At 62.4% G+C, this 24434-nt stretch carries 27 protein-coding genes and 2 pseudogenes; 10 read left to right on the top strand and 19 right to left on the bottom strand.

Annotated elements, in window-relative coordinates:
• Nucleotides 1-12: 12 nt before the first annotated feature.
• Entirely contained in the window at nt 13-375 is a 363-nt protein-coding gene (locus NKI59_RS10240) for a VOC family protein (protein WP_352540322.1), read from the bottom strand.
• Between the two features lie 16 nt (nt 376-391).
• Nucleotides 392-874: an SRPBCC domain-containing protein gene (locus tag NKI59_RS10235; protein ID WP_352450849.1), complete on the bottom strand. Its 483-nt coding sequence runs from the start codon at nt 872-874 to the stop codon at nt 392-394.
• Between the two features lie 51 nt (nt 875-925).
• Here NKI59_RS10235 and NKI59_RS10230 point away from each other — a divergent pair, with 51 nt between their 5' ends.
• From NKI59_RS10230 to NKI59_RS10215, 4 genes are all read left to right on the top strand, one after another.
• Entirely contained in the window at nt 926-1249 is a 324-nt protein-coding gene (locus NKI59_RS10230) for an ArsR/SmtB family transcription factor (protein ID WP_023678030.1), read from the top strand.
• Nucleotides 1250-1486: 237 nt separating this feature from the next.
• Nucleotides 1487-2236: a YebC/PmpR family DNA-binding transcriptional regulator gene (locus tag NKI59_RS10225; protein WP_023678028.1), complete on the top strand. Its 750-nt coding sequence runs from the start codon at nt 1487-1489 to the stop codon at nt 2234-2236.
• A gap of 66 nt (nt 2237-2302) precedes the next feature.
• A complete protein-coding gene (locus NKI59_RS10220; RefSeq protein ID WP_352703908.1) occupies nt 2303-3097 on the top strand; it encodes an RDD family protein in 795 nt (264 codons plus the stop codon).
• Nucleotides 3094-3402, top strand: a complete 309-nt coding sequence (locus NKI59_RS10215; protein WP_352703906.1) for an Rdx family protein — start codon at nt 3094-3096, stop codon at nt 3400-3402. The genes NKI59_RS10220 and NKI59_RS10215 overlap by 4 nt, the downstream gene beginning before the upstream one ends.
• A 27-nt stretch (nt 3403-3429) precedes the next feature.
• On the opposite strand, the gene NKI59_RS10210 is transcribed toward NKI59_RS10215, so the two are convergent.
• The gene (locus tag NKI59_RS10210) at nt 3430-3909 is read right to left on the bottom strand and encodes an anthrone oxygenase family protein (protein ID WP_352703903.1); all 480 of its coding nucleotides are present in this window, start codon (nt 3907-3909) and stop codon (nt 3430-3432) included.
• Between the two features lie 132 nt (nt 3910-4041).
• Here NKI59_RS10210 and NKI59_RS10205 point away from each other — a divergent pair, with 132 nt between their 5' ends.
• A complete protein-coding gene (locus NKI59_RS10205; protein WP_352703901.1) occupies nt 4042-4683 on the top strand; it encodes a TetR/AcrR family transcriptional regulator in 642 nt (213 codons plus the stop codon).
• Between the two features lie 9 nt (nt 4684-4692).
• Here the strand turns inward: NKI59_RS10205 and NKI59_RS10200 are convergent, their stop codons facing one another.
• Both NKI59_RS10200 and rpmE read right to left on the bottom strand, forming a co-directional pair.
• A complete protein-coding gene (locus NKI59_RS10200; protein WP_352703899.1) occupies nt 4693-5193 on the bottom strand; it encodes a hypothetical protein in 501 nt (166 codons plus the stop codon).
• A 101-nt stretch (nt 5194-5294) separates the two neighbouring features.
• Complete coding sequence (gene rpmE, locus NKI59_RS10195) at nt 5295-5516, bottom strand: 50S ribosomal protein L31 (protein WP_006327661.1); 222 nt, start codon at nt 5514-5516, stop codon at nt 5295-5297.
• A 204-nt stretch (nt 5517-5720) separates the two neighbouring features.
• On the opposite strand from rpmE, the gene NKI59_RS10190 reads away from it, so the two are divergent.
• On the top strand, nt 5721-7523 hold the full coding sequence (locus NKI59_RS10190; protein ID WP_352703897.1) for an ABC transporter transmembrane domain-containing protein: 1803 nt from the start codon (nt 5721-5723) through the stop codon (nt 7521-7523).
• 118 nt (nt 7524-7641) lie between these two features.
• Here the strand turns inward: NKI59_RS10190 and NKI59_RS10185 are convergent, their stop codons facing one another.
• Both NKI59_RS10185 and NKI59_RS10180 read right to left on the bottom strand, forming a co-directional pair.
• Entirely contained in the window at nt 7642-9669 is a 2028-nt protein-coding gene (locus tag NKI59_RS10185; RefSeq protein WP_352703894.1) for a DUF3857 domain-containing protein, read from the bottom strand.
• A 206-nt stretch (nt 9670-9875) separates the two neighbouring features.
• Complete coding sequence (locus tag NKI59_RS10180; RefSeq protein ID WP_352703892.1) at nt 9876-11360, bottom strand: carboxypeptidase M32; 1485 nt, start codon at nt 11358-11360, stop codon at nt 9876-9878.
• Nucleotides 11361-11543: 183 nt separating this feature from the next.
• Here NKI59_RS10180 and NKI59_RS10175 point away from each other — a divergent pair.
• Nucleotides 11544-11729, top strand: a pseudogene (locus NKI59_RS10175) (DUF1304 domain-containing protein); the annotation flags it as partial.
• Between the two features lie 105 nt (nt 11730-11834).
• Here the strand turns inward: NKI59_RS10175 and NKI59_RS10170 are convergent.
• From NKI59_RS10170 to NKI59_RS10135, 8 genes are all read right to left on the bottom strand, one after another.
• A complete protein-coding gene (locus tag NKI59_RS10170; RefSeq protein WP_352703890.1) occupies nt 11835-11987 on the bottom strand; it encodes a hypothetical protein in 153 nt (50 codons plus the stop codon).
• A 48-nt stretch (nt 11988-12035) separates the two neighbouring features.
• A complete protein-coding gene (locus NKI59_RS10165; RefSeq protein WP_352703888.1) occupies nt 12036-12233 on the bottom strand; it encodes a hypothetical protein in 198 nt (65 codons plus the stop codon).
• A gap of 274 nt (nt 12234-12507) precedes the next feature.
• On the bottom strand, nt 12508-13539 hold the full coding sequence (locus tag NKI59_RS10160; RefSeq protein ID WP_352703885.1) for a peptidoglycan -binding protein: 1032 nt from the start codon (nt 13537-13539) through the stop codon (nt 12508-12510).
• A gap of 1 nt (nt 13540) precedes the next feature.
• Complete coding sequence (locus tag NKI59_RS10155; protein ID WP_023678019.1) at nt 13541-14566, bottom strand: MotA/TolQ/ExbB proton channel family protein; 1026 nt, start codon at nt 14564-14566, stop codon at nt 13541-13543.
• Between the two features lie 115 nt (nt 14567-14681).
• Complete coding sequence (trhA, locus tag NKI59_RS10150) at nt 14682-15389, bottom strand: PAQR family membrane homeostasis protein TrhA (protein WP_023678018.1); 708 nt, start codon at nt 15387-15389, stop codon at nt 14682-14684.
• Nucleotides 15390-15488: 99 nt separating this feature from the next.
• Complete coding sequence (locus tag NKI59_RS10145) at nt 15489-16289, bottom strand: inositol monophosphatase family protein (RefSeq protein ID WP_023678017.1); 801 nt, start codon at nt 16287-16289, stop codon at nt 15489-15491.
• Nucleotides 16290-16370: 81 nt separating this feature from the next.
• Nucleotides 16371-16937 carry an elongation factor P gene (gene efp / locus NKI59_RS10140; RefSeq protein ID WP_352703883.1) on the bottom strand — a complete coding sequence of 189 codons (567 nt, stop codon included), beginning with the start codon at nt 16935-16937 and terminating at the stop codon, nt 16371-16373.
• A 138-nt stretch (nt 16938-17075) separates the two neighbouring features.
• Entirely contained in the window at nt 17076-17933 is an 858-nt protein-coding gene (locus tag NKI59_RS10135; protein ID WP_352703881.1) for a LysR family transcriptional regulator, read from the bottom strand.
• A gap of 112 nt (nt 17934-18045) precedes the next feature.
• Between NKI59_RS10135 and NKI59_RS10130 the strand changes: the two genes are divergently transcribed.
• Nucleotides 18046-19062, top strand: coding sequence for a zinc-dependent alcohol dehydrogenase family protein (locus tag NKI59_RS10130; protein WP_352703879.1), 1017 nt, complete (start codon nt 18046-18048; stop codon nt 19060-19062).
• Nucleotides 19063-19104: 42 nt separating this feature from the next.
• Here NKI59_RS10130 and NKI59_RS10125 read toward each other — a convergent pair whose 3' ends face one another.
• The 3 genes and pseudogenes from NKI59_RS10125 to NKI59_RS10115 form a co-directional block, all read right to left on the bottom strand.
• Entirely contained in the window at nt 19105-20136 is a 1032-nt protein-coding gene (locus NKI59_RS10125) for a tetratricopeptide repeat protein (RefSeq protein WP_023678013.1), read from the bottom strand.
• 1 nt (nt 20137) lies between these two features.
• Nucleotides 20138-20785 (bottom strand): thiamine phosphate synthase, encoded by a 648-nt coding sequence (locus NKI59_RS10120; RefSeq protein WP_352703877.1) that lies wholly within the window; start codon nt 20783-20785, stop codon nt 20138-20140.
• A gap of 176 nt (nt 20786-20961) precedes the next feature.
• Nucleotides 20962-21845, bottom strand: a pseudogene (locus NKI59_RS10115) (DMT family transporter).
• Nucleotides 21846-21977: 132 nt separating this feature from the next.
• Here NKI59_RS10115 and NKI59_RS10110 point away from each other — a divergent pair.
• Together NKI59_RS10110 and NKI59_RS10105 are read left to right on the top strand one after the other, a co-directional pair.
• Nucleotides 21978-22427, top strand: a complete 450-nt coding sequence (locus NKI59_RS10110) for an Lrp/AsnC family transcriptional regulator (RefSeq protein ID WP_023678010.1) — start codon at nt 21978-21980, stop codon at nt 22425-22427.
• 94 nt (nt 22428-22521) lie between these two features.
• On the top strand, nt 22522-23292 hold the full coding sequence (locus NKI59_RS10105; RefSeq protein WP_352450835.1) for a sulfite exporter TauE/SafE family protein: 771 nt from the start codon (nt 22522-22524) through the stop codon (nt 23290-23292).
• 40 nt (nt 23293-23332) lie between these two features.
• Here NKI59_RS10105 and NKI59_RS10100 read toward each other — a convergent pair whose 3' ends face one another.
• Nucleotides 23333-23884 (bottom strand): DUF2269 family protein, encoded by a 552-nt coding sequence (locus tag NKI59_RS10100; RefSeq protein WP_352703875.1) that lies wholly within the window; start codon nt 23882-23884, stop codon nt 23333-23335.
• Between the last annotated feature and the right edge of the window lie 550 nt (nt 23885-24434).

Here is a 24434-nt window from a genome sequence, read left to right as displayed (position 1 = left end):
GCGCCGCCCTGTTCACCAGGCATCGGGTTCGCGCACGAGGTGAATGATGTTGGCCGGATTGGTGATCCAGCCGCCGCGAAAGCCTTCACCCAGTGCCTCGATGGCATCGCAGCGCACGACGCCGGCCTCGGCGAGATGCTCCGCCGCGCCTGGAAAATCATCGGTGAACAGTTCCAGCCAGATCTCGGCCTGGCTCATCATCGGCGCCTCGTCGATCCACAGTCGATTGGGACCGAGTTCGAACCCGATGGCCGGCGATTTGGCCGTGAATGGCTTCAGGCCGATGACGTCGCGATAGAAGGCGATCGTTGCCTGGTATTGATGTGGCGGGACCTTCATCGCGATGTTGATGCCGCCGGTGATCTTCGCGGTCATTCTTACTCCATTGCTCTCAGATGTTGTTCTCGTTAGCCGGCTCGCCCTTCATCTCGCTGCGGTAATAGCCGTCGCGCAGATTGATGCCGTATTCGACATAGGCCTTCATGCAGGCCAGCATCTGCGACCAGCCCTCGCAATTGAGGTAGGATTTCTTCAGGCCGACCGCGTCCTCGTGCCAGCCGGTTTCGGCGATGGTGACAAAGGTGCCGCCATCGTCGAGCGGTTCGAAATTCATTTCGATGCGGGTCTTGTAGGTCGGCTTGCCGTCGGCGTCGGTGGCATCCCAGCGCAGCACGATGCGGCTGTCTTTCTTCACCTCGTCGACCTCGACCGGAACCTTGCCCCACCAGATGACGGTGGCGCCCGCCTCCAGCAGTGCGCTGGCGCCGCCGATGGTGGTGAAATAGCCGCTGAGCTTCTTCGGATTGACGACAGCATCGAAGACTTCGGCGACGGGTTTGCCGATGCGGCCAGAAACCCTGAATCCAAGAGACATATCCACAGCTCCTTCCTTGAATGGCTCAAGGATATGTTATAGAAATATAACATGTCAAGCCAATCGCGAGACGACAATGTTTTCAAGGCGCTGGCGCATCCGCGCCGGCGTGCGTTGCTGGACCGGCTGAAGGATGCGCCGCAGACCACCGGCATGTTGTGCGATGCCTTCCCAGACATGGACCGCTGCACGGTCATGCTGCACCTGAAGGTGCTGGAGGAGGCCGACCTGGTCGTGGCGCGGCGCGAGGGGCGCGAACGCTGGAACCATCTCAACGCGCTGCCGATCAAGCACATCCACGACCGCTGGATCAGTCAATATGCCACGCACGCGATCAGCATCCTCGACCGGCTGAAATCCGATCTTGAGGGATGAAAGGTTTGCCGAAGCCTGCCGATTTTCGGATCTTGAAACCCTTGCGTGCCGGCAGCAATGGCGCGGCTGGACGAATTGAGCCGATTTATCTATAAGCCGGCCATTCCGACAGCGAGCGCCGTCCGTCCGTCAGGGACGCAGCAGGACGTTCTGAAATTTTGAATTCGAGCATTTTGCAAGATGCCGGGTGGTTCCCCAGGCGGCAGATGCTCTAGCCGAGAAGATGACAGGGGTGCCATGGCTGGCCATTCACAGTTCAAGAACATCATGCACCGCAAGGGCCGCCAGGATGCGGTGCGGTCGAAAATGTTTTCCAAGCTGGCGCGCGAAATCACCGTCGCCGCCAAGAGCGGCACGCCCGATCCATCGATGAACCCGCGCCTGCGCCTTGCGGTGCAGAACGCCAAGGCGGTATCGATGCCGAAGGACAATATCCAGCGCGCCATCAACAAGGCGTCGATGGGCGATGCCGAGACCTACGAAGCCGTGCGCTACGAGGGTTACGGGCCAGGCGGCGTCGCGCTGATTGTCGAGGCGCTGACCGACAACCGCAACCGCTCGGCGTCGAATGTGCGCGCCGCCTTCACCAAAGCCGGCGGGGCGATGGGCGAGACCGGCTCGGTATCGTTCATGTGGGACCGCGTCGGCGAGATCTACTATCCGGCATCGGCCGGCAGCGCCGAGAAGGTGATGGACGCGGCGATCGAGGCCGGTGCCGACGACGTCCAGTCGGACGAGGAAGGCCACACGATCTACTGCGCTTTCGAGAATCTTGGCGAAGTGTCGAAGGCGCTGGAAGGCGCGCTCGGCGAGGCTGAATCGGTGAAGCCGATCTGGAAGCCGCAGACCAATATCGCGGTCGACGAGGAGCGGGCACAATCGCTGATGAAGCTGGTTGCGACGCTTGAGGACGACGACGACGTGCAGAGCGTCTACGCCAATTTCGAGGTCGACGAGGAGACCTTGGCAAAGCTCAGCGCGGCGTAAGTTCAGAACGCCGCGCACCGATCACGTATCTTTCTTCTAGAGCTGTCAGTTACTGATGGGGGACGGATGACTGACACTGATGAGGCTCGTTTTGCTGACGCGATGTCCTGGCCTCGCCGGGGTGACATATGGCGCCGGCTGTTCGCTTCGATCATCGACTATCTTATCGTCCTGATACCTCTTTACGCACTGGTAGCGGGTTTGTTTCTGCTGACTGACGGCGGAGTCAAAGGCAGCTTTTGGTTGAACTGGAGAATATGTCAGGCGGCTTCGCTAAACGGAGCAATTGATCCATCACTTGCCCGTTACGATTGGCAGGTATGCAGAACGTCGCTGTTCGGTTTGACGGTCGCCGAATGGGCCCTGGGAACGGCTTCGGGCTCACAGTCTGAAGGAAATCCCTCCATCTCATTTGATTTGGATTCGCAGGGCAATTTCCGACCGGCAGCATTGGATTTGGGTTTCCTCGAACTGGTCGTTCTCGCGTCTTATCTCCTTGTCATGGAGTTGACCTCTGGCCAGCCAATCGGCAAGCGGTTCGCGGCGCTCATAGTGCATGACCAGGATGACAAAAATAGAATCGGACTACCCGTACGAAAGGCTGTTCGGCGGCAGGGAATGAAATTTCTCGGCGCTTTGCCTATAATGGCCACAGGAGGGTGGTACGCTTTTCAGGCTTGGGGCAGCGCTCCTGGGGTCGCGCAGGACTTCTCCCAGCTGGAGATTGTCGGTGCATACGCTGCGTTGGTCTTAGTTATGGTCTGGCCGATCTGGATCGCAATATCCATAGCTCTTGGCAACGACCCGATACACGATCGATTTGCCGTAACCACAGTCCGCGCAGATGAGACCGAGACATGAGCGAACAGGCGCCCACCGTCCGCATCACCTATTGCACCCAGTGCCTGTGGCTGCTCAGGGCCGGCTGGATGGCGCAGGAGCTGCTGTCCACCTTCGGTACCGATCTTGGCGAGGTGACGCTGGTGCCCGGCACCGGCGGCATCTTCACCATTTCCTGCAATGACACGCTGGTCTGGGACCGCAAGCGTGACGGCGGTTTTCCCGACGCCGCAAAGCTCAAGCAACTGGTTCGCGACGTCATCGATCCGGATCGCGATCTCGGCCATGCCGATCGCAAGGGCCATAAGCCAAAAGACCCTGCCTGAAGGCCTTTTAGGACTTCCGTCCTGCATTCACCGCCATGCGAAGATGAAGCAGCCCAGCGCCACGATGGCGGTGATGGTGCGGACATGGTTCCACATCACCCAGCCCTTGAGATAGGTGGCCCACACGGCGGCGCCGTTGGCGCTTGCCGGATCGACCGCAGCCAGGGCGTTGTTGAGCGGCACGTTGAACATCATCGTCACGATCGGATTGCCGACGACATAGATCAGGGCGCCGGCGAGAAGCCAGAACGAACCCGGTTGGCTCCAGCCGATAAGAGCGCCGGCGGCAAGGACAAGGCAGACCAGTCCGGTGCCGAAAAGTGCGGTCATGAATGCCGGCGTGATCACGGTGATGTTAATCGAATTCATGGCGGCGATGCCGCCTGCGGCAGGCAAGCGGGCGAGCGCCGGCATGATAAAGTTGGAGAAGGCGAAGAAAACGCCGCCGACAACGCCTGAGCCAATGGCAGCGACGAAGGTGAGGGTGGGAAGCAGTTTCATGGTCATGTCAGTTGCTCCGGTTTCGGGGTTCGAGCAATTTGATTGGCGTGGCGTTTAGAAAAGTGAGCGATCCTCACATTTGCAAAACGTGATAAACCCTCGTATTTTGTCAGTCAAGCCATTTTTCTGGAGACAGTCATGGAAGGCACCGCTGCACCGGGTTCCCGCAATGAGCAGGCCGCATCGCCGCGCCGGGCGCCGAGCCAGCAGCGCAGCCGCGAGCGGGTCGAGCGGATGCTGGCCGCCGCCTCGGCGCTGATCGCCGAGCAAGGCAGCGACGCCATGCGCATGGGCGAGGTGGCCGAGAGGGCCGGCGTGTCGATCGGCTCGCTCTACCAGTTCTTCCCCGACAAGAGGGCGCTCATCTGGGCGCTGGCCGAACGCTACACCGCCGAAAGCCAGGCCTGCATTGCGGCATCGCTAGCCGAGGTCAATGACGCCGACGGCCTGCGTCGGGCATTTTCGGAACTGGTGAATATCTACTACGGAATGTTCCTGGCGGAGCCGGTGATGCGCGACATCTGGTCGGGCACGCAGGCCGACAAGGCGCTACGCGAACTCGAGCTTGCCGATAGCCGGGCCAACGCCGAATTCCTTACAGCCGTGCTGAAACGGCTGCGGCCATCCGCCGATCCGGAAGCGCTCGAAACGACGGCGTTTCTCATCTGGCAGATGGGCGAGGCCGCAATGCGGCTGGCGATCTCGGTCGGGCGGCAAGAGGGCGACAGGCTGGTTGCCGCCTACAAGCGGATGGCTCTGCGGGAGCTGATCGGCGAGTAAAGCTGTACGCTAGCGGCCGAAGTAATCCCGCAGCATTTCCGCGCGTTCATCCTCCGTGCACATCGCCATTCGGCCGAGGTTGAACCGGCCTCGATGAAGGGCGACAACAGCCAATGCGCAGTTAATGGTCTCGTCATCCGCTGAAACTGCCAGATCCCGCAAAGCCAACTGGAAAAGAGTCTGCCAGGCAATTTTGTAGTGCGGTTCGATCCAATCCGGGATTGGCGGGTTTCGACCGTCGACCAATCGAGCCTCTTCGATGGTGGAAGCCAGACCGAAGGCTCCCCAATAGGCGGGGGCGTGGCCTTCGGAGATGCGAGCAATTTCAACAACTGCTGCGTAAGATGCGTCTCCGACATCTCCCTGGTGATGCAATTCATTCCAGAGTTCATCCCAGATAGACTTGTTGCCGTATTGAAGGGCGAGCGCTCGCAAGGCCGGTCGCGGATCATAAATGGTCTTGTATCCGCCTATGAGGTTGGAACATCGCTTATCTTCGAGAATAGACATGTCGTCCTCCCTAGACTAGCGGATGCGTTCCGCAACGCATTTAAGGTCAAGAAAAAACCCGCCTCAAGGGCGGGTTTTTTCTGATGCGAAAGGCCTGGGGCTTACAGGCCGAAACCTTCGAAGCGCTTCTTGAACTTCGACAGGCGGCCACCGCGGTCGAGCAGGGTCTGCTGGCCGCCGGTCCAGGCCGGATGGGTGGTCGGGTCGATATCGAGGTTCATCGTATCGCCTTCCTTGCCCCAGGTCGAACGGGTCATGTATTCGGTGCCGTCGGTCATGACGACCTTGATGGTGTGGTAGTCGGGATGAATATCGGTCTTCATGGGTCTGTTCCTGGCTTGCCGGGTGCTGCCGACGGGCTAAAGCCTGCGTCGATGCGCCCCTTTTTAAAACTCGAAGCCGCAGCTATTGAGGAGCCACGGCTTCTAAAACGGTCGGCGAGCCTATACATCAGCCGGAATTGAATCACAAGGCCGCGGCAAGCGCATATTGATGGCGCAAGCCTCAAAGGGCCAAAGGAAACGGTCATGGCGAACATCAGCGGCGATGCAGACGAGCGCAGGCGCTCGCTGAAGCCGCTGCAGCGCCTGTTTCCCTACATCACCCATTACCGCAAAATGGTCATCGGCGCGATCGTCTCACTGGCCGTCGCGGCGGCGACGACGCTGGCGCTGCCGCTGGCCGTGCGGCGGATGATAGATCACGGCTTTTCCGCTTCCGATTCCAGCTTCATTGCCGAATATTTCGCCATGCTGGTGGTGATGGCCGCCGTGCTGGCGGCGGCATCGGCCAGCCGCTACTATTTCGTCATCACGCTCGGCGAGCGCGTCGTTGCCGATATCCGCCGCGATGTCTTTGCCCACGTCACCACGCTGTCGCCCTCGTTCTTCGATACAGCCCAGTCGGGCGAGATCGTCTCGCGGCTCGCCGCCGACACGACACAGGTCAAATCGGCCGTCGGTGCTACCGCCTCGGTGGCTTTGCGCAACGTCATCCTCGGCCTTGGCGCCGTGGCGATGATGGTCTTCACCAGCCCAAAACTGTCCGGCCTGGTCATCGCGGCCATTCCGCTAATCGTGCTGCCGCTGGTCGCCTTCGGCCGCTCGGTGCGGCGCAAGTCACGACTGGCGCAGGATACGCTTGCCAATGCCACCGCCTATGCCAGCGAGCAGATCGGCGCGGTGCGCACCCTGCAGGCCTTCACCAACGAGAAGCTTGTAACCAGGTATTTTTCGTCCGCCGTGGAAGCAGCGTTCGAAGCGGCGCGGGCCTCGATCTTTGCCCGCTCCTTTCTCACCTTCTTCGCCATCTTCATGATCTTTTCGTCAGTCGTGGCGGTGCTGTGGTTCGGTTCGCGCGACGTGCTCGACGGCACGCTGTCGCCGGGCACGCTCGGTCAATTCCTGCTCTATTCGGTGTTCGCCGCCGGCGCGCTCGGCGCCCTGTCGGAGGTCTGGGGCGAACTTTCCCAGGCAGCGGGCGCTGCCGAACGGCTGACCGAGATCCTGGCCGAGAAACCCGCGATCCAGGCGCCCGCCGATCCGAAGCCGCTGCCGGCAAAGGCGAGAGGTGCGATCAGCTTCGACGATGTCTCCTTCTCCTATCCGGCCCGGCCCGACCGCGCCGCCGTCCATGGCCTGAGCTTTCAGGTCAAACCCGGCGAGACGGTGGCGATCGTCGGACCCTCGGGCGCCGGCAAGAGCACCGTGTTTTCGCTGCTTCTGCGCTTCTACGATCCGGAGTCCGGCGGAATCGTCATCGACGGGGTCGATCTGCGCGAGGCCGATCCGGCCGCGATCCGCGCGCGCATCGCCATCGTGCCGCAGGACGTCACCATCTTTGCCGCAAGCGCGCGCGACAATATCGGCTTTGGCCGGCCTGGCGCCAGCCAGGCCGAGATCGAGGCGGCGGCGAAGGACGCGCTTGCCGACGAGTTCATCCTGAAACTCGAAAAGGGCTATGACAGCCAGGTCGGCGAGCGCGGCGTGACGCTGTCGGGCGGCCAGCGCCAGCGCGTGGCGATCGCCCGCGCCATTTTGCGCGATGCGCCCATCCTGCTGCTCGACGAGGCGACCTCGGCGCTAGATGCCGAAAGCGAGACGCTGGTGCAAACGGCGCTGGACCGGCTGATGAAGGGCCGCACCACGATCGTCATCGCCCATCGGCTGGCAACCGTGCTGAAGGCCGATCGCATCCTGGTCATGGATGGCGGCCGCATCGTCGAGGAAGGCACGCATCAGAGCCTGGTCGCCAAGGGCGGCATCTATGCGCGGCTGGCCAAGCTGCAGTTCGATATCGGGGCGAATGCTTTCAGGGGCGCGGCGGAGTAGCATCGCTCCATCCCGATGAAATCGGGATGAGGCTCCATCTTCTTGTTTGACCATGATCTTTTCCGAAAACCGGCATCCACTTTTCGGGATCATGGTGCCCAGCGGCGGCCGAGATTCTTCAGCTACCGAAAGCTCGGCGTTTGCCGCGTCGATAGGCGATGAACAGGGGAACGCCGACAAGCAACGACAACAAAAGCATGCTGGCGACGGTCTGTCGCTGCTCCTTTGCCGGATCGCTGAGCTGCACATCGGCAGGCGGCTCTTCATAGGTAAAATCGTACTGCCAGCGAACCTGGTCTGCGAGGTCATCGACGGTTTTCAGATAATCGGCAATCGCCTTGGCCGGTACTTCAGTCGCCAGCGTCTGAAAGTTCCATTCAACTTGCAATTCGGTGGGCGTGTTGGACCAGGATGCCTTGAGAGACAGATAGGGCGTCACGACGTTTTTCATCGACTCGCCGGAAAACCTCGCCTTGAGGTTGCGCACGGTCACCTTGTGGCGGCGGTAGAACTGGGGGCCGAGGGAGACGGGCCCGGTTCGGTCGACGATTGTCGGGGTTGGAAGAGAGTTGTTGCCGAGATCGGCCGCGCGGATCGGGAAATTCTTTGCCAGATCGTTGGCCGCCAGCGCCTCCGCCGGCAAGCGATAACTTTCCTTCACGCTCACTATGTTGCCGTCGCGCCGATCCACGATTTCCGGCTTGGCGATGGTTTGGATGCCCGGATATTGCTTGTTGTAGTATTTCAGGTAGGCGTCCGACACCTCGCTCAGCGACCTGCTGGCGAAATTGCCGCGCATCCAATCGGCATCGGCGTCCTCATATGTCGAGAAGACCGTCAGCACGAGGGGATCGCCCGGTTTCCGCGGAAAGTCGAATTCCTCGGCGATCTGGATCGATGGGCTGGCAGGCACAGGGCTCGGCATCTTCTCCAACCCGCCGGTGCTGGAAAGCGGCAGCGCGAAGCCGTAGTCGGGCTGTGCGAGATTGTGCGCCCTGCCGCCCTGAAGATAGTTCGTGGCGTCCAGCCAATATGTCTTTGCTCCGATCCTTGCCTTGACGATGGCATGGTCGAAATCGCGAAGCGCCGGCAGGTGCTGGTCCAGAGCCCGCCCCTCGTCGAGATCGGCCAAGGCAACCTCGGCAGCAATGCCAAGCCGCACAAGCGACGAAACCAGCAGCAGTGCCTTGTCCTTGCAGTCACCAAACCCGCTCAGGATGACCGTCGCGGGATCACGCGGAACGTAGGAACCGGCACCCATCGACAGGCTTACATAGCGGATCTGGTCCTGCACCAACCGCATTGCCTCGACCATCCGGTCTTCGGGCACCGGATGCCGCAGAGCGATGTCGTCGAGCTTTGCGGCAAAAGCCGGGGGAAAAACGGTCGCTGGCTTGTAATAGGGCGCAACGGCATCGACCACACTTTGCCAATTCGCGGTAGACGCGACATCGATGGAGCCCCAGCCTGGATAGGTCACGGGCAGGTTGTCCTCGACATTGACCGGTTTCGGGTTTGGAATCTCCCATAGATAGGTGGTGTCCGGTCCAGTCGGGGAGATTGAGGGCGTGAGTCGGGTTCCCCTTGTCTTGATCTGGAGCGGCTGGTCCGAAGGCCAAATGATGCTTGTGCGGATAAGCGCTACCGGCTCTTCCCATTCGGTGGAGAAATTCTTGAAGAAAAGATCCTTGCCGACGAGCGGCGTTATCTCATAGGTCGACCCGTAGTCGACGATGTCGCCGGCACGCACGTCATCGATGTTGACATGTGCTGTCAGCCAGCCGTCGAAGACGCCTTTCTCGGCGTCTCTTTCCCTGCGGAAGATGTCGAATTCGACGCCTTCCAGCCGGTCCAAAACGGCACCATCGCGGATGATGTGAAGATGGTTGAGCGTGACCTTGTGCCGGGACGGATCGAACTGCAGATCAATACTCGCGCCACGATCCAGGCCGGGACGGTCGACGATTTTATAGACGGTGCGCGAGTACTCGACATAGCCGCCGGCGCGATGCTTGATCTGGTCGTCCGAGAGCAGCCATGAAACGCCATTCTTGATTTGATCCGATCGGGTGGGATCGGCAGCCGGAATATCAAGCTGCTTTACCCAGCTTTCTGCCGGACCCTTGAGAACCATGTCGTCGGACATGGCCGGAGAACTCAGGCCGATCAATAAGATGAAAAATACCAAGCGGGGCCAGAAAGACTTCATCCTATGAAAACTGTAACAGACAGACATCTACGCTCGCCCAACTTGGAAGAACTCCTTTTTCAGAGGCTTTCCCACCAAAGTAAAGGCCAGTTTCGCGGATTTCTGCAGTCACCGCGGCAAGAACCTGGAATAGACGAAGCGGCTCAGTTCCCGTACCGCTTCTTCAGGTGATCGGTGAAATGCACGGCATCGAGCTTTTCGCCGGTAGCGCGTTCGAGCAGTTCCGGTGTCGACCAGCGCGAGCCTTGCGACCAGATCCTTTTGCGGCGCCAGTCGTTGATCGCGGCGAAATCGCCCTTGGCGAGGTCTTCGTCGGCTGAAGGATGATCCCTGGTCAGCGCCGCCCATTGCTGCGCCGCCATCATGGCGCCCAGCGTGTAGGAGGGGAAATAGCCGAAGGCGGCACCCGGCCAGTGGACGTCCTGCATCGGACCGTCAGCCGGATTGTCTGATGTCGACAGGCCGAGATAATCGCGCATCTTGGCATCCCAGGCTTCGGGCAGGTCGGCTGCTTCCAGCCGTCCCGAGACAAGCTCCTGCTCCAGCTCGTAGCGTAGGATGACGTGCAGCGGATAGGTGACCTCGTCGGCATCGACGCGGATCAGGCCGCGCTCGACCCGGTGTACATGCGGCAGGATGTCGTCGATCGTCCAGCTCTCGCCGAGGTGCCTTTCGACCACCGGCAGCGCCCAGCGCCAGAATTCTGGATTGCGGCCGATCTGCTTTTCGACGAACAGGCTCTGGCTTTCATGCACTGCCATGCCGCGCGCTCTGCCCAGAGGCCAGTGCGCCCACGCCTTCGGCAGGTTCTGCTCGTACAGCGCATGGCCGGTCTCGTGCAGCACGCCCATCAGCGCCGACAGGAAATCCGAGGTCTTGTAGCGGGTGGTGATGCGCACGTCGCTCGGCACGCCGCCGCAGAAGGGATGGTGCGAAACCGACAGCGAGCCGTGGGTGAGGTCGAAGCCGACCGCCGCCATCATGGCGAGGCCAAGCTCGCGCTGCTTGTCCAAGGGGTATCTGCCGGAAAGCGGCTTCAGCGGATGTTTCGCCAGCCGCTCTTCCTGCACGGCCAGTGCCTCCGGCACGAAGCCTTTCAGGAAGGTCTTCAACTCGACAAACACAGGCGTGATGTCGGCGGCGCGATTGCCCGGGTCATATTGCTCCATCAGCGCGTCGTAAGGCTCGAGCCCGAGCACCTCGGCGCGAAGGGCCGCCTCCTCGCGGACCAGCGCCACGACGCCTTCCAGCGCCGGCAGGAAGCCGGCCCAGTCGTTCTTGGCGCGCAGGTCGCGCCAGAGCTGCTCGGAGCGCATGCGCGCGGTCGTCTGGCGCTCGACGAACTCGACCGGCAGGCAGGTCAGGTTGGTGTATTGCCGGCGGAATTCCCTGACCGCGGCCTGCTGCTCTTCGTTGAGCGCCTCCTGCTCGGCCGCCGCGATCCAGTCGGCAATCTCCGGCGCAGTCGCCCGGGCATGGAGCATGCCGGCAAGCGCCGACATTGCCTCTGCGCGCTTCTCGCCGCCGCCGACCGCCATATGGGTCGCCTCGTCGGCGCCGAGGATGGCGAGGGCGTGTTCCAGCGCTTCGAGCTTGTGGCCGAGGTCGTCGAGTTTTTGAAAGGACATTGTGGGTTCCGCTGATTTGACGGCGGGAAAAGATACCAATGCAAAAGTGTTGGCAACCCCGAAGCCGTCCGCGATCGACGCATCGACTGCCGGCTGCAACGGCCGAAAAGCATCTTGTGGAAGCGGTGGCGTGCGTGATCAATGTCGTCCGGCGGCGGCAGACCGCGATGGCGGAGACGAAACGTGATCGCCAATGTGCTGGTCGGGCTGGTGGCCGTGATCCACCTCTGCATCGCATATCTGGAGATGGTGCTGTAGGACACGCCGCGCGGCCATATGGTATTCAGGCCGACGCCGGAATTCGCCAGGGCCTCGAAAGTGCTCGCGGCCAATCAGGGGCTTTACAACGGCTTTCTCGCAGCCAGCCTGGCGCTGATTGCGCTGGCGTTGGGCTAGCGCATGATCCCTTAACCGAAAGCTGGAAAAGATCATGCGCAAAATCCATTGCCACAGCGCCGGGCACTGCGGCCGATTTCAGCCGCCTGGATAAGTTGGGCCATAGCCGTTCGGATAATATCCGCCATCGGCGCCGTTGCCGATGAGGAAGGCACTGCCGGTATCAGCGCGCAGCTTTTGGCTGACATCGTCGAGCTGCGCCAGCAACTGCTGATATTGCGTGCTCGGCATCGTTCCATCGCGTGCGGCCCTCTGGGCGGCCCGATCGAGTTGAGCGACCTACGTGCGCAAGTCACGTGCCTCGCCCGGCTCGAGCTTGTTCGCCCGGATGGCGCCCTGGATACCCGTCTCCACACTCTGGATCTGATTGATCAAGGCCGTCGCACGCGGGCCGGCGTAAGCGCCAGCAAACGGAACGGCGAGGAGCAGTGTGGCGAGCGTAGCAGTCCTGAGATTCCTGGGAGCGAAGAAGCGCATGGTTGCGTCTCCTCTACTGGGGAAGGCGGTGGTTGGGAGGGTCCTGCCTTCCGGCCGCGGGCCGTCAGGTTCCGTCGCGTCGCGATGAGCGGTTCCACCGCCGGCGGTTCTCGGCCCATGACCAAGGCTAAAAGCCCACGGCGGCAAAGTGTAATTAAAAAAAGGTAATTTTTTCAGCTCTTGCCGCTGCCGCACCAGTGCCCTAAATGCCGCCGACTTGAGCCGGCTCGAGTCGGCCCGACCTGGCGCATGATACAAGCCAAAGGCTTGCAGATCACCGCTCGGTCAGCTTCAACTCGATGCGGCGGTTCTTGTTGCGCGCCTCTTCGGTATCGGCGGGGTCGAGCGGCTGGAATTCGCCGAAGCCGGCCGCGACCAGCCGGTTGGCCGGCACGCCGTTCTCGATCAGGAACTTGACTACCGATGTCGAGCGCGCCGTCGACAATTCCCAATTGTCGCGGTAGCGGCCGGTGCCGGAGAGCGGCTTGTTGTCGGTGTGGCCGTCGACGCGCAGCACCCAGTTGATCTCCGGCGGGATTTCCTTTTGCAATTCGATGATGGCATCGGCGAGCTTCTTCATCTCGACCTTGCCGGCATCGTTGATCACCTCGGAGCCGGTCGGGAAAAGCACTTCCGACTGGAAGACGAAGCGGTCGCCGACGATGCGGATGTTCTCGCGGTCGGCAAGAATTTCACGTAAGCGGCCGAAGAAATCGGAGCGGTAGCGGTTTAGCTCCTGCACGCGTTGCGCCAGTGCGACGTTGAGGCGGCGGCCGAGATCGGCGATCTTGGTGTTGGATTCGCGGTCGCGCGTTTCGGACACGTCGAGCGCTTGTTCGAGCGCTGCGATCTGCCTGCGCAGCGCCGAAATCTGCTGGTTGAGGATCTCGACCTGGCTCAGCGCCTGCTGGCTGATCTGGCGCTGGCTGTCGAGATCGCCGGAAAGTGCCGTCGCGCGCTGGTTGGCGGCATCGCCGGCACCGGCGCCTTGCGCCAGCAATTGCTCGAGCCGGCTCTTTTCCGCCTCCGATGCAGACAGCGATGCCTGCAAATTGGCAAGGGTGTCCTCCTTGTCCTGCGTCGTCGAGCGCTCCAGCGCCAGAAGCTGGGTCAACTCGTTGATCTGCGAATTGAGGCGGTTGAGCACCGTGTCCTTGCCGGAGATCTCGCGGCCGAGCAGGAACTGCGCCAGCACGAAAACCGTCAGCAGGAACATGATCGCCAACAGCAGCGTCGACAGCGCATCGACGAAGCCCGGCCAGTAATCGATGCGGCGGTCGGAGCGCCGGCCTCGTGCCAACGCCACGTCAGTGCACCCCAGGCTTCTTCAAGGCGTCGGCGATCTTCTCCAGGGTGTTGCGCATCGCCTTCTGCTCGTCCGACTGGGCCTCGACCCAGTCGCGCATGATCTGCTGTTCCGAGCGCATGTTCTTGACCAGGCCGGAAATGCCGTCGGCGAGATTGGCCATGGCGGTGGCGACGCGCGGATTGGAGCCGCCGCCATTCTCCTGCAGGGTGCGCAGCTTTTCCGACAACAGCCGGATTTCCTCGGAGGGTTCGGTCTTGGCCGCGTCGGCAACGACGATGTCGGAGGACAGGTCGGTGACCGAGGATAGCCAGTTTTCGAGTTCGGTATAGAAGCGCGTCTGGGCGCGGCCGGCCTGCAGGTCGAGGAAGCCGAGTACCAGCGAGCCGGAGAGGCCGAACAGCGAGGACGAGAAGGCGGTGCCCATGCCGGCCAACGGAGCGGAAAGCCCCTGCTTCAGGGATTCGAGCACGGCCGCGGCATCGCCGGTGCCGGGATCGAGCGACTCGATGGTTTCGCGGATCGAGCCGATCGTGTTGAGCAGGCCCCAGAAGGTGCCGAGCAGGCCGAGGAACACCAGCAGTCCGACAAGGTAGCGCGACGTGTCGCGGCTTTCGTCGAGCCGGGTGGCGATCGAATCCAGCATGGTGCGCATCGAACTGGTCGAGAAAGCAATCGTCGAGGAGCGGCCGATCATCGCCTTCATCGGCGCCAGCAGCACCGGTTCGGTGGTTTCGGAACCGGCGCGGAACGAGTTGACCCAGCGCACCTCGCGGAACAGCCGGCCGACCTGGACGAAGGCCAGCAGGATGCCGACCGCCAGCACGCCGATGATCAGGCCGTTGAGACCGGGATTGGTGACGAAGGCGGTCGAGATCTGGCGCGTCAGGATGGCGGCGATAAAGGCCACGATGAACAGAAAGATCACCATGGTCAGCAGAAACACCTGCGGGCTCGACAATTTGTGCGGATCGTAGATCAGAACGTCGGAGCGCCTGCCCATGCCGAAGGATCTGAGAAGAGTCATCCGTGCCCCGTTTCCGATGCCGTCGCCGCCGATCAATTTGTGTTTGCGACTCTAAACGGAATTGTGACGAAATTGAATGGCGCTTGGCAATATTGCCACTGTCCGCGACCGGAGGTCAAAGCCGGTTGATGACCAGGCAGTCGACCATGGCGGCCAGATGCAGGCCGGCGCCGGTGACGACAAAGCCATGCCACAGCGCATTGTGGAAGCGCAGGCCCTTCCAGGCGAAGAAGATCACGCCACAGGAGTAGACGATGCCGCCGGCAACGATGAGCGCGATCGATGTCGCCGGCAGCGTCCGCACGAGCGGCTCCACCAGAACGATACCGCTCCAGCCGATGGCTAGGTAGAAGACGATCGCCAGCCGGTCGAAACGGCCGGGAAGAAAGACCTTGATGGCGATGCCGACCGCCGCGGCGGTCCAGACCAGGACGATCATGGAAACGGCCAGCGGCGAGCCGCCGAGCTGGGCCAGGAAAGGCGTGTAGGTGGCAGCGATCAGCAGATAGATCGCGGCATGGTCGAAGCGCCGCAATATCCATTTTGCCGGCGACGACACCGGCCAGACATTGTAGGCCAGCGAAACCGACAGCACGGTGAGCAGCGAGACTACATAGAAGGCGGCGGCGACGTATTCGCCGGGGCCGGTTCGATAGGCGGCCAGTGCCAGCAGCGTCGAGCCGGCAGCGATCGCCAGCACGATGCCCACGGCGTGGACAATGCCGTCGGCGATGATCTCGGCGCGCGAGTAATGCCAGCGCCCCATAAAGGGAATGTCGAGCTGGGAGAGTTCGCTCTGGGGTTGGGGCCGGCTGTTCGTCATCGATGATCCTGCGCCACCTTATCTGGGCGGCCGCGGGACAGTATTTCAAGCTTTGGTTGCGGTTTTGCGACTGCGGCGGTTCAGCGCGGCGTGCCTGTATCAGCCGGCCGAGAGTGGCCTTTTGATAGTCTTCAACAGCGCGCGCTGGATGAGTTCGTTGCCGGCGACCAGTGAACCGGCGTTCAGCACATCCTGTCCTCCGGCGAAATCGGAGACGAAACCGCCCGCCTCGCGGATCAGCAAAATGCCGGCGGCGACATCCCAGGCCGACAGGCCGGTTTCCCAGAACCCGTCCATGCGGCCGGCGGCGACGTAGGCGAGATCGAGCGAGGCGGAGCCGAGACGGCGGACGCCAGAGACCTCGGCCATGACATTGCGCAACTCGATGAGGAAATTGCCGTGCTGGCCACGCCCGAGATGCGGCATGCCGCAGCCGATCACCGCATCGACCAGCTTGGTGCGGCCGGCGACGCGCAGCCGGCGGTCGTTCATGAAAGCGCCGCCGCCGCGCTCGGCGGTATAGAGCTCATCCATCGCCGGATTGTAGACGACGCCGGCGACGATCTGGCCCTGGCGCTCCAGCGCGATCGAAACGGCAAAGAGCGGAATGCCGTGCAGGAAATTGGTGGTGCCGTCGAGCGGGTCGACGATCCAGCGGTGCTGGCCGTCGTCGCCCTCGATCACGCCGCGTTCCTCCATCAGGAAGGCGTAGCCGGGCCGCGCCTTGGAGAGTTCGGCAAAGACGATGTCTTCGGCCTTGCGGTCGGCCTGGCTGACATAGTCGCCCGGCCCCTTCATCGAGACCTGCAGGTTCTGCACTTCGCCGAAGTCACGCGACAGCGAGCGGCCGGCCTTCATTGCGGCCTGGACCATGACATTGAGGATCGCGGAACGCGCCATTGCTGTTCTTCCTGTCGCTGCGCCTATTTGCCTTGACGCGTCATCTTATCCAAAAAGTCTGCAACTCTTTGGGATCACGCCTTAGTCGGCGCGGCGCACGTAAGTGATTTCGTTGGTATCGACGATGATCCGCTCGCCCGAGCCGATGAACGGCGGCACCAGCACGCGGATGCCGTTTTCGAGTATCGCCGGCTTGTAGGACGAGGCTGCCGTCTGGCCCCTCACCACCGGGTCGGCCTCGGTGATGGTCAGCGTCACCTGGTCGGGCAGCGAAATGCCGATCGGCCTTTCGTCATAGAGCTGGACCGTCACCATCATGCCGTCCTGCAGGAAGGCGGCGCGATTGCCGACGAACTCCTTTTGTAATTCGAGCTGCTCGTAGCTTTCGGTGTCCATGAACACCAGCGCGTCGCCCTGCTCGTAGAGGAAGGAAAAATCCTTCAGATCGAGCCGGATCTGCTCGACCGTCTCGGCCGAACGGAAGCGCTCGTTGAGCTTGGTGCCGTTGATCAGGTTCTTGAGTTCGACCTGGTTGTAGGCGCCGCCCTTGCCGGGCTTGACGGTGTTGGTTCTGACCGCCACCCAAAGGCCGCCATCGTGCTCGATGACGTTGCCGGGACGGATTTCGTTGCCATTGATCTTGGCCATGGTGAGGTGATCCGGAAATGAGATGATCGCCGCAAAGGGCAATTTGGCGCCTCCAAGACCACAAATCGCCAGCAGAGGCAAGGAGCGCCTTCCGATGAAGCGGGAACGAAGCTGGCCCGGCAGCGCGGCGTGGCGGCCTCAGTCCGTCCTGACAGTCGCGGTGACGGCCTCGGTCACTGCGTCGGCGACCTCTCTCAAAAGATGCAGGTGCGGCGAACGCAGGACGACAATTCGCAGCGACAGCTCGAGGCCGGGAGCGTCGACCAGGGCAATGCCCTGCGGCAGCTTTTCCCGCAGCAGCCGCCTGGGCAGCAGGCCAAGGCCTTGGCCTCGACGAACCCAGTCGATCTGCAGCGCGCTGTCCTGAATCTCGGCGCCGACCATCAACCTGTTCCCGCCCTCGGCCAGCGCAGCCGCCAGCCGCCGGCGCGCGTCGCAGGGTTCAGGGCTGAGGACCCAGGGCGTGGTCTTGACGTCGGCTTGCCGGCTGGTGTTTTCGGCAGCGATGATGCCGAGGGGCTCGGTTCCGACAACGCCGTCTCCAGTTTTGGAATTGCTGCCGTCCAGGATGAAGGCGAGGTCGAGCTGTCCGCGCTTGTGCTGGTCGGCCAGCTCAAGGCTCCAGCCGCTCTTCAGACGCAGCGAGACCTTCGGAAACCGCGCCACGGCATCACCAATGGCGGCGGCCACGGCTTTGTCGCAAAGCCCGTGCGCGAGGCCGAGCCGCAGCAGGCCCTCCGGCTCGTCGCCCTTGGCGAATGTTCTCAGCGCGGCGACGGCGGCGAGAATGTCCTTGCCGCGTGCCAGCACCTCTACGCCGGCCGGGGTCAGTCGCGACGGCTTTAGCCGGCGGTCGAGCAATTCCGTGCCGAGCATCTCCTCCAGCCGCTGGATCTGGCGGGTGACGGCCGGCTGCGTCAATGGCAGGCGTTGCGCCACCTTCTGAATCGAACCCTCCTCGGCAAAGAGGGCCAGTGTTTTCAGTTCTTCAAGCACGACACACCCGAACATGTCATAGAAGCATAATTATCCTGAACATTATGAATTTGAAATCCGGTGGATGGCAAGCGATTTTCTTCCGGCAGGACCCAGCTGGAAAGAAACGACGATGAAGGCGATCGAATTGCAGAGCCCGGGCGGCCTCGAGAATCTCAGAATGGTCGAGCGGCCGATGCCTGAGCCAGGGCGCCAGGAGATGATTGTGAAGGTCAAGGCGACGGCGCTGAACTACCGCGATGCCGAGATCGTTCGCGGCAGCTATCACACGAAGTTTGCATTGCCGCTGGTGCCGCTGTCGGACGGCGTCGGCGAAGTCGTTGCCATCGGCGCCGAGGTCAGCCGGTTCAAGATCGGCGACCGGGTCTGCGGCACGTTCTGGCAGCGCTGGGTCGGCGGCAGTTTCGCCATCGCCGAGCCATCCTATCAACGTGGCGGCCCGATCGACGGGCTGCTCAGCGAATTTGCCCGGCTCGACGAACAGGCGGCGGTGCTGGCGCCGGCCAATCTGAGCGACCTCGAGGCGGCGACGCTGCCATGCGCCGGCGTGACGGCATGGCATGCGCTGTTTACGGAAGGCAGCGTCAAACCCGGCGACACGGTGCTTTGCCTCGGCACCGGCGGCGTTTCGCTGTTTGCGGTGCAGTTCGCCGCCGCTGCCGGGGCGCGCGTCATCGTGACGTCGAGCAGCGACGAGAAGCTTGCGCGGGCAAAGCAACTTGGCGCGCAGGACGGCGTGAACTATCGAAGCGTCCCCGATTGGGCATCGGCCGTGCTGGGATTGACTGATGGCCGCGGCGCCGACCATACCATCGAGGTTGGCGGACCGCAGAGTTTCGCACAATCGCTGAGGGCAGCGGCGCGCGGCGCCCAGATCAACGTCATCGGCTATCTCGGCGGCAGTGACGGCGCCATCAACCCGCTCGACATCTTCCGCCGGCAGGTCAGGGCGCGAGGCATAGCGGTGGGCTCACGCGAATCCTTTGAAGAGATGAACCGCGCCATTGTCGTCAACCGGTTGAGACCGGTGATCGACCGGGTCGTGCCATGGAGCCGGGCCGCCGAAGCCTTTCGGTACCTTGAACACGGCTCTCCCTTCGGCAAGGTCGTGCTCGATCATACCCAATGAGCCCGCCTGACGAGCCTGGTGCGATGAGTCGCGAGATCGCGGTCAGGGCAGGCGGTTGGCCCGTTGCAGCGCCTGCTGCGTCTGCTCGTCGGTCAGGCCCTGCAGGAAATCGTCCATCTCTTGGTCGATGAGCCCGGCGCGGCGGGCGACAACATACCAGGCGCCGGCGAGGATCAGATCCGGGTCGGTGCCGATGCCGTTCATGTAGAGCTTGGCGAGACGGTTCTGGGCTGCGACATTGCCGCCTTCTGCGGCCTGCTTCATCCAGTTGAAGCCGGATTTCAGGTCGCGGGCGCCGCCGCGCCCCTCGATCATCCAGGTGGCGAGATCGATCTGTGCGGTGTCGTAGTTCTGCCGCGCGGCCTGTGCCAGCAGGCCGCGGGCGCGGACATCGTCGCGCGGCTTGCCGCCGGCGCCGTTGGCGTAGACCTGTGCCATCGCATATTGTGCGTCGGCAAGCCCGGTCGCGGCAGCGCGCTCGTAATAGGACACGGCTTTGGCAATACCGGCATCGCCGGGCTCCTGTTCGACCATCAGCTGCGCAAAATTGAACTGCGCCAGGCGGTTGCCGGCCTCGGCTGCGGCCTGCATCAGCGCATAGGCTTCCTTCTCGTCCTTTTTGACGTAGCGGCCGTCGAGCAGCATCAGCGCATACTGGAATTGCGATTCCGGCACGCCCTGCTCGGCGGCAAGCGCATACCACTTCGCCGCCCCTGCCGCGTCGACCGGCACGCCGAGGCCGCGCGACAGTATCTCGGCCACCAGCGTCTGTGCTGCCGGATCGCCGTTTTGAGCACGGGAAAGCGCAAGATTGTAGGCCGTCTTGTAGAGCCCGCGCTGAAAGGCGCCGTAGGCAGCGTCGGACGGCTTTGCGCCGAAGCGGTCGGGGTTGATCGTATCGGCCGACGGCAACGGGGCGGTGGTGGCGGGCTGCGGCAATTGTGCGGCGATGGGCTTGTCGGCAGGTTCGCTGGAATCCGGCCTGGGCTGCGGCAGAGGAACGGGTTCCGCCGCTATCGCCTGCGTCACGGCCGTTGCAAGAAAGGCGCTGAAAAGGATTTTCCGCGAGAGCACGTCAGTCCTCGAAGCGCGGCGCGGTTTCGTCGAGCAGCGCGTTGGCGGCGGCGACCGCCATCTTCGGATCGACGCCGTCGGCGAAAACGGCGCTGGACAGCGCCACGAATTCAGCGCCGGTGGCGGCGACCGCTTCCACCGAGGCAAGATCCGATCCGGCCATGACGATGCAAGGGATCTGGATGACGTCCGCCCACCATTGCCCGAGCGACAGGTTGCGCGGGTGCGGCTCAGGCTTGTTGTCGTAGCCGAAGCGGCCGAAGAAAATGTAATCAGGCCTGACCTCGCCGAGTTCCAGCGCATCGTCGCGGGTCTTGGCGCCGCCGGTGCCGACCATCATCCTGGCCTGGAAGTGTTCGATCGTTTCGGCGAGCTCGTCCTTGCCGACCTCGACATGGATGCCGTCGGCCTGGACACGGCCGGCGATGCGGGTGTCGCCGGCAATGATGGCGGCAATGCCGGCCGCTTGCGCCACCGGGACGATCTGTTCGGCAAAGGCCTGGAAAGAGGCCTCGTCCATACCGTTTTCCGGCAGAATGAGCGAGGCGACGTCACCGCCGTCGAAAGCCGCGGCGATGCGCTCGGCCGACACGTTCGGCGGCGCGATCAGCACGATACGGCAGCGGTTGGGCGGCGTTGCGTCATTCATTGGTGTTCGATCCCGGTTATCGCCTATGCCGGGCGAAGATGGTTGCATTGCGGCATAGAGCAAAGTGCGGGGATTGAACAGGCGGCAGGGGGATCACGATTGCCGTCAACGATTCCATAGGGCTCGGCGCATGACTGCCGTTGGCCGAAATTCTCCTCGCCTGGTCGCTTGCGGCCCTACGCAGGCACCTTCGATTTCCACAGCGACCAGCCGAGATTCATGCCGGCCGCGGCGACCAGGATGGCGGCGGCGCCGACGATCTGCGCCGGATGCAGCCGATGGCCGAAGGCGACGACATCGACGAGGATGGCGACGACGGGATAGATGAAGGACAGCGATCCCTGCAGATGCGTCGGCAGCTTCTGGATGGCGCCGTACATGAGGATGTACATCAGACCGGTATGGACGATGCCGAGTGTCGCCAGCATGACCCAGCTCCGCGCATCGACGGGAAGGTGGGTGAGATTGGCGAAGGGTGCCAGCATGAGAACGCCGACGCAGACCTGGATCAGGGCGATCAGGTGCGGCGGCGTGCCTTTGAGCTTCTTGGTGACGATAGCCGCAACGGCCCAGAAGAAAGCCGCGGCCAGCGCCATCGCAATGCCGGTAAAGTAATCCGTACCATGATCGCCTGCATCGGGCGCGGCCTGCACGATCAGCAGCATGCCGGCGAAGGCGATGCCGAGCCAGGTCAGCTTGGTCACCGTCAGCCGTTCGGAGAAGAAGAGCGCGCCAAAACCCACCAGCATAAAGGGCTGCGTGTTGTAAACGGCCGTGGCGATCGAGATCGACGCGCGGGAAAACGCGCTGAACAGCAACAGCCAGTTGATAACGATGGCAGCACCGCCGAGCGCCGCGATCGCGACAATGCGAAGCGACAGCCTGCCGCGCAGCAGCCCAAGCGCCGCGCAGATGATCAGGAGCGTTACCGCCCCGAAAGCACAGCGCCAGAACACCACGTCCATGATGGGTTGGCCGGAAAGCACGACGAACCAGCCGATCGTGCCGAGGATGCCATCGCCGCCGTCATTTCGATCGTGCCGCGTACCGTGTTGTCCATGGATGCTCCTGAAACCCGTTGAGATTTTATAATCCCACAGCGGATCGGGTCTTTCCATGACTTCTAGCTGGTGATATGCATGATGAACCTCATTAAATTAGGTAAACATCGGATTTTTCTTGGAATTGTAAAATGCTAGACGAGCTCGACAGAAAGCTCCTCGATATCCTGGTCAAGGATTCACGGACCTCGCTGAAGGAACTGGCGCTGCAGGTCGGGTTGTCGTCACCAAGCGTTTCGGAGCGGCTTCGGCGGCTAGAGGATCGCGGCGTCATCCGCGCGTTCACCATCGACATCGATCCGCAGGCGCTCGGCTACGCCTTGCAGGCGATCGTTCGCATCCGGCCATTGCCGGGCAAGCTGCACATCGTCCAGAAGCTGATCGAGGAAATCCCGGAATTCGGCGAATGCGACAAGGTGACGGGCGATGACTGCTTCGTTGCCCGGCTGTTCGTCCGCTCGATCGGCGAGCTCGACGGGATTCTCGACCGCATCGCCGACAAGGCCGAAACCAGCACCGCCATCATCAAGGCGCAGCCGATCCGGAGGCGCCCGCCGCCGCTCGACATGCCAAACATGTGACGGATTTCGGTGGCGTGGCCCACATATTTGCGGTCGCGGTCTGGCCATTTCTGGTTTATTCCAGAGATCACTTTCTCTCCAGCGTCCCTTCCCCATGTCAGGCCTGCTCGTCGATCCCTGGTTCTATGCCGCGGCCATTCCGGCCGTCATCCTCGTCGGCCTGTCGAAAGGCGGCTTCGGCGGCGCCGTCGGCTTTGTCGGCGTGCCATTGATGGCGCTGACCATGCCGCCGGTTCAGGCTGCCGCAATCCTTCTGCCAATTCTGTGCCTGATGGACATTGTCTCGGTATGGACGTGGTGGGGCATCTTCGACCGCAAGATGCTGGCCGACATGATGCCGGGCGCCGTGATCGGCATCGCCCTTGGCTGGCTGACGGCGGCACTTGTAACCGAAGAGATGGTGCGGCTGATCGTCGGCGCGGTTGCCTTGATCTTCGTGCTGCGCTGGCTCTATTTGCAACTCCGCCACGGTGCCGGCCACGCGGCGGAGCCCAACCGCGTCGCCGCCGGCTTCTGGGGTACCGTTGCCGGGTTCACCAGCTTCGTCGCCCATGTCGGCGGCCCGCCTTTTCAGGTCTATGCCTTGCCGATCAGGCTCGATCCGAAGGTGCTGTCCGGCACCGCGGCGATCTTTTTCGCCGTCACCAATGCGCTGAAGCTCATCCCTTATTTCGCGCTCGGCCAGTTCGACACCACCAATTTGACCGCGTCGGCGGTGCTGATGCCGCTGGCGCCGCTGTCGACAATCGCCGGCGCCTGGCTGGTGCGGCGGATGCGGCCGGAGCTGTTCTATCCCTTCACCTATGCGACCGTGGCGGTCGTCGCGGTCAAGCTTCTGTGGGACGGCATCGCCGGCCTCCTGTAAGACGGCGGCCCCATTCGGCCGCCGCCGGCTTCCTTACACCTCAGGCGGCACTCGGCAGCAGCTGCCGCGTCCTGCCAAGCGCCAGGGCAATGCCGGTTGCCAGTACGAACGCCATGCAGCCCAGAATGGTGATGTCGTGCAGCGTCGGCTTCAGCACCATGTCCGCGATGATCACCAGCATCACCGAATAGTCGAAGCGCGCGGCGCTGAGGACGCGCTGGCCCTGGGCAAGCACTGCCGGCGTCACGCCCTCCTTGGCGATCATGCCTGCCATGCGGTCGGCCGTCGGCTTGAAGACGAACATGCCGATGCAGAAGGTCGTCGCATAACCGGCAAGGCCGATCAGCACCCACAGATCGGAAAAGCCGACCCAGAAGCCGCACATGATGAGGCCGAAAAGCAATGTCAGCATCGACATCGGCGCGAAGAACCGGTTGCCGAGCTCGCCGGTGGCGCGCATCGCCTGCAGCATGCCTTCGACGTTCCCGGCGCGGTCGGCGCGTACCGCAAGCAGCATCAGCGTGAAGCCGCCGCCGACCCAGAGGATCGCCGAGACGATGTGCAGAAATTTAACGGCCGAGTACCAGTCCATTGTTCGCTCCTTGAGAGATTTGATGATTTGCCGGAGCGCAAGGTTTGCTCCGCCTCGTTGCGAGGAGCGGGCGTTTACCGCGGCGCCTGTTTCGGAACGATGTCGCGCGGCGAGCGGATCTGTTTCGATATGTCGGTCACGATCTGGAGGAAACATGGCGCAAGCGCGTCGCCCCGACTTTCCAGCCGGTAGTGGGAACGGGTGCCGTGGCCAGTCAGCTGTGCTGTTACGGCACAGATGCTGGGCGCTTGATCAAAAAACATGCCCCGCGTTAAGGGTTCGTTAAGCTTTACAGGCGTTTACTATGTCCATCCAGTGATCTGGATTCTTACCGAGTGGTTGGAGCCACTTTGTTTGACGCCTCCCTGTTAAACTCCTGAGAGCCGCCTTATCCGCGGCTCTTTTTTTGTCCGCCGGCATGGGCGTCCTTCCGGCTAAATGCGGCCGTTAACCGTTTGTTAAACATGTGCTTGCCTTCGCTGGCAGCGAAGCGCATTTTCAAGCTTCAGTCGTTTAGGCTGCCGGATATGGCGGCCAAGAGCCGAATCGG

Origin of the sequence: Mesorhizobium sp. M0598 (assembly GCF_040320865.1) — a bacterium.
GTDB lineage: Bacteria > Pseudomonadota > Alphaproteobacteria > Rhizobiales > Rhizobiaceae > Mesorhizobium.
The sequence above is the reverse complement of the archived record's forward strand: the minus strand, read 5'-3'. Positions and strand labels throughout refer to the sequence as shown.

Bases quoted from the DNA above. Each gene is read 5' to 3' on its own strand.
- rpmE (WP_006327661.1), bottom strand. From the start codon at position 5,516: ATGAAGACCGATATTCATCCCGACTACCACACCATCAAGGTCGTCATG.
- NKI59_RS10145 (WP_023678017.1), bottom strand. From the start codon at position 16,289: ATGGCGCGTTCCGCGATCCTCAATGTCATGGTCCAGGCCGCAATGAAG.
- NKI59_RS10165 (WP_352703888.1), bottom strand. From the start codon at position 12,233: ATGCGCTTCTTCGCTCCCAGGAATCTCAGGACTGCTACGCTCGCCACA.
- NKI59_RS10185 (WP_352703894.1), bottom strand. From the start codon at position 9,669: ATGTCCGACGACATGGTTCTCAAGGGTCCGGCAGAAAGCTGGGTAAAG.
- NKI59_RS10110 (WP_023678010.1), top strand. From the start codon at position 21,978: ATGCTAGACGAGCTCGACAGAAAGCTCCTCGATATCCTGGTCAAGGAT.
- NKI59_RS10240 (WP_352540322.1), bottom strand. From the start codon at position 375: ATGACCGCGAAGATCACCGGCGGCATCAACATCGCGATGAAGGTCCCG.
- NKI59_RS10225 (WP_023678028.1), top strand. From the start codon at position 1,487: ATGGCTGGCCATTCACAGTTCAAGAACATCATGCACCGCAAGGGCCGC.
- NKI59_RS10105 (WP_352450835.1), top strand. From the start codon at position 22,522: ATGTCAGGCCTGCTCGTCGATCCCTGGTTCTATGCCGCGGCCATTCCG.
- NKI59_RS10120 (WP_352703877.1), bottom strand. From the start codon at position 20,785: ATGAATGACGCAACGCCGCCCAACCGCTGCCGTATCGTGCTGATCGCG.
- efp (WP_352703883.1), bottom strand. From the start codon at position 16,937: ATGGCCAAGATCAATGGCAACGAAATCCGTCCCGGCAACGTCATCGAG.
- NKI59_RS10200 (WP_352703899.1), bottom strand. From the start codon at position 5,193: ATGTCTATTCTCGAAGATAAGCGATGTTCCAACCTCATAGGCGGATAC.
- NKI59_RS10230 (WP_023678030.1), top strand. From the start codon at position 926: ATGTCAAGCCAATCGCGAGACGACAATGTTTTCAAGGCGCTGGCGCAT.
- NKI59_RS10215 (WP_352703906.1), top strand. From the start codon at position 3,094: ATGAGCGAACAGGCGCCCACCGTCCGCATCACCTATTGCACCCAGTGC.
- NKI59_RS10205 (WP_352703901.1), top strand. From the start codon at position 4,042: ATGGAAGGCACCGCTGCACCGGGTTCCCGCAATGAGCAGGCCGCATCG.
- NKI59_RS10100 (WP_352703875.1), bottom strand. From the start codon at position 23,884: ATGGACTGGTACTCGGCCGTTAAATTTCTGCACATCGTCTCGGCGATC.
- NKI59_RS10180 (WP_352703892.1), bottom strand. From the start codon at position 11,360: ATGTCCTTTCAAAAACTCGACGACCTCGGCCACAAGCTCGAAGCGCTG.
- NKI59_RS10155 (WP_023678019.1), bottom strand. From the start codon at position 14,566: ATGACTCTTCTCAGATCCTTCGGCATGGGCAGGCGCTCCGACGTTCTG.
- NKI59_RS10190 (WP_352703897.1), top strand. From the start codon at position 5,721: ATGGCGAACATCAGCGGCGATGCAGACGAGCGCAGGCGCTCGCTGAAG.
- NKI59_RS10130 (WP_352703879.1), top strand. From the start codon at position 18,046: ATGAAGGCGATCGAATTGCAGAGCCCGGGCGGCCTCGAGAATCTCAGA.
- NKI59_RS10170 (WP_352703890.1), bottom strand. From the start codon at position 11,987: ATGCCGAGCACGCAATATCAGCAGTTGCTGGCGCAGCTCGACGATGTC.
- NKI59_RS10210 (WP_352703903.1), bottom strand. From the start codon at position 3,909: ATGACCATGAAACTGCTTCCCACCCTCACCTTCGTCGCTGCCATTGGC.
- trhA (WP_023678018.1), bottom strand. From the start codon at position 15,389: ATGACGAACAGCCGGCCCCAACCCCAGAGCGAACTCTCCCAGCTCGAC.
- NKI59_RS10220 (WP_352703908.1), top strand. From the start codon at position 2,303: ATGACTGACACTGATGAGGCTCGTTTTGCTGACGCGATGTCCTGGCCT.
- NKI59_RS10235 (WP_352450849.1), bottom strand. From the start codon at position 874: ATGTCTCTTGGATTCAGGGTTTCTGGCCGCATCGGCAAACCCGTCGCC.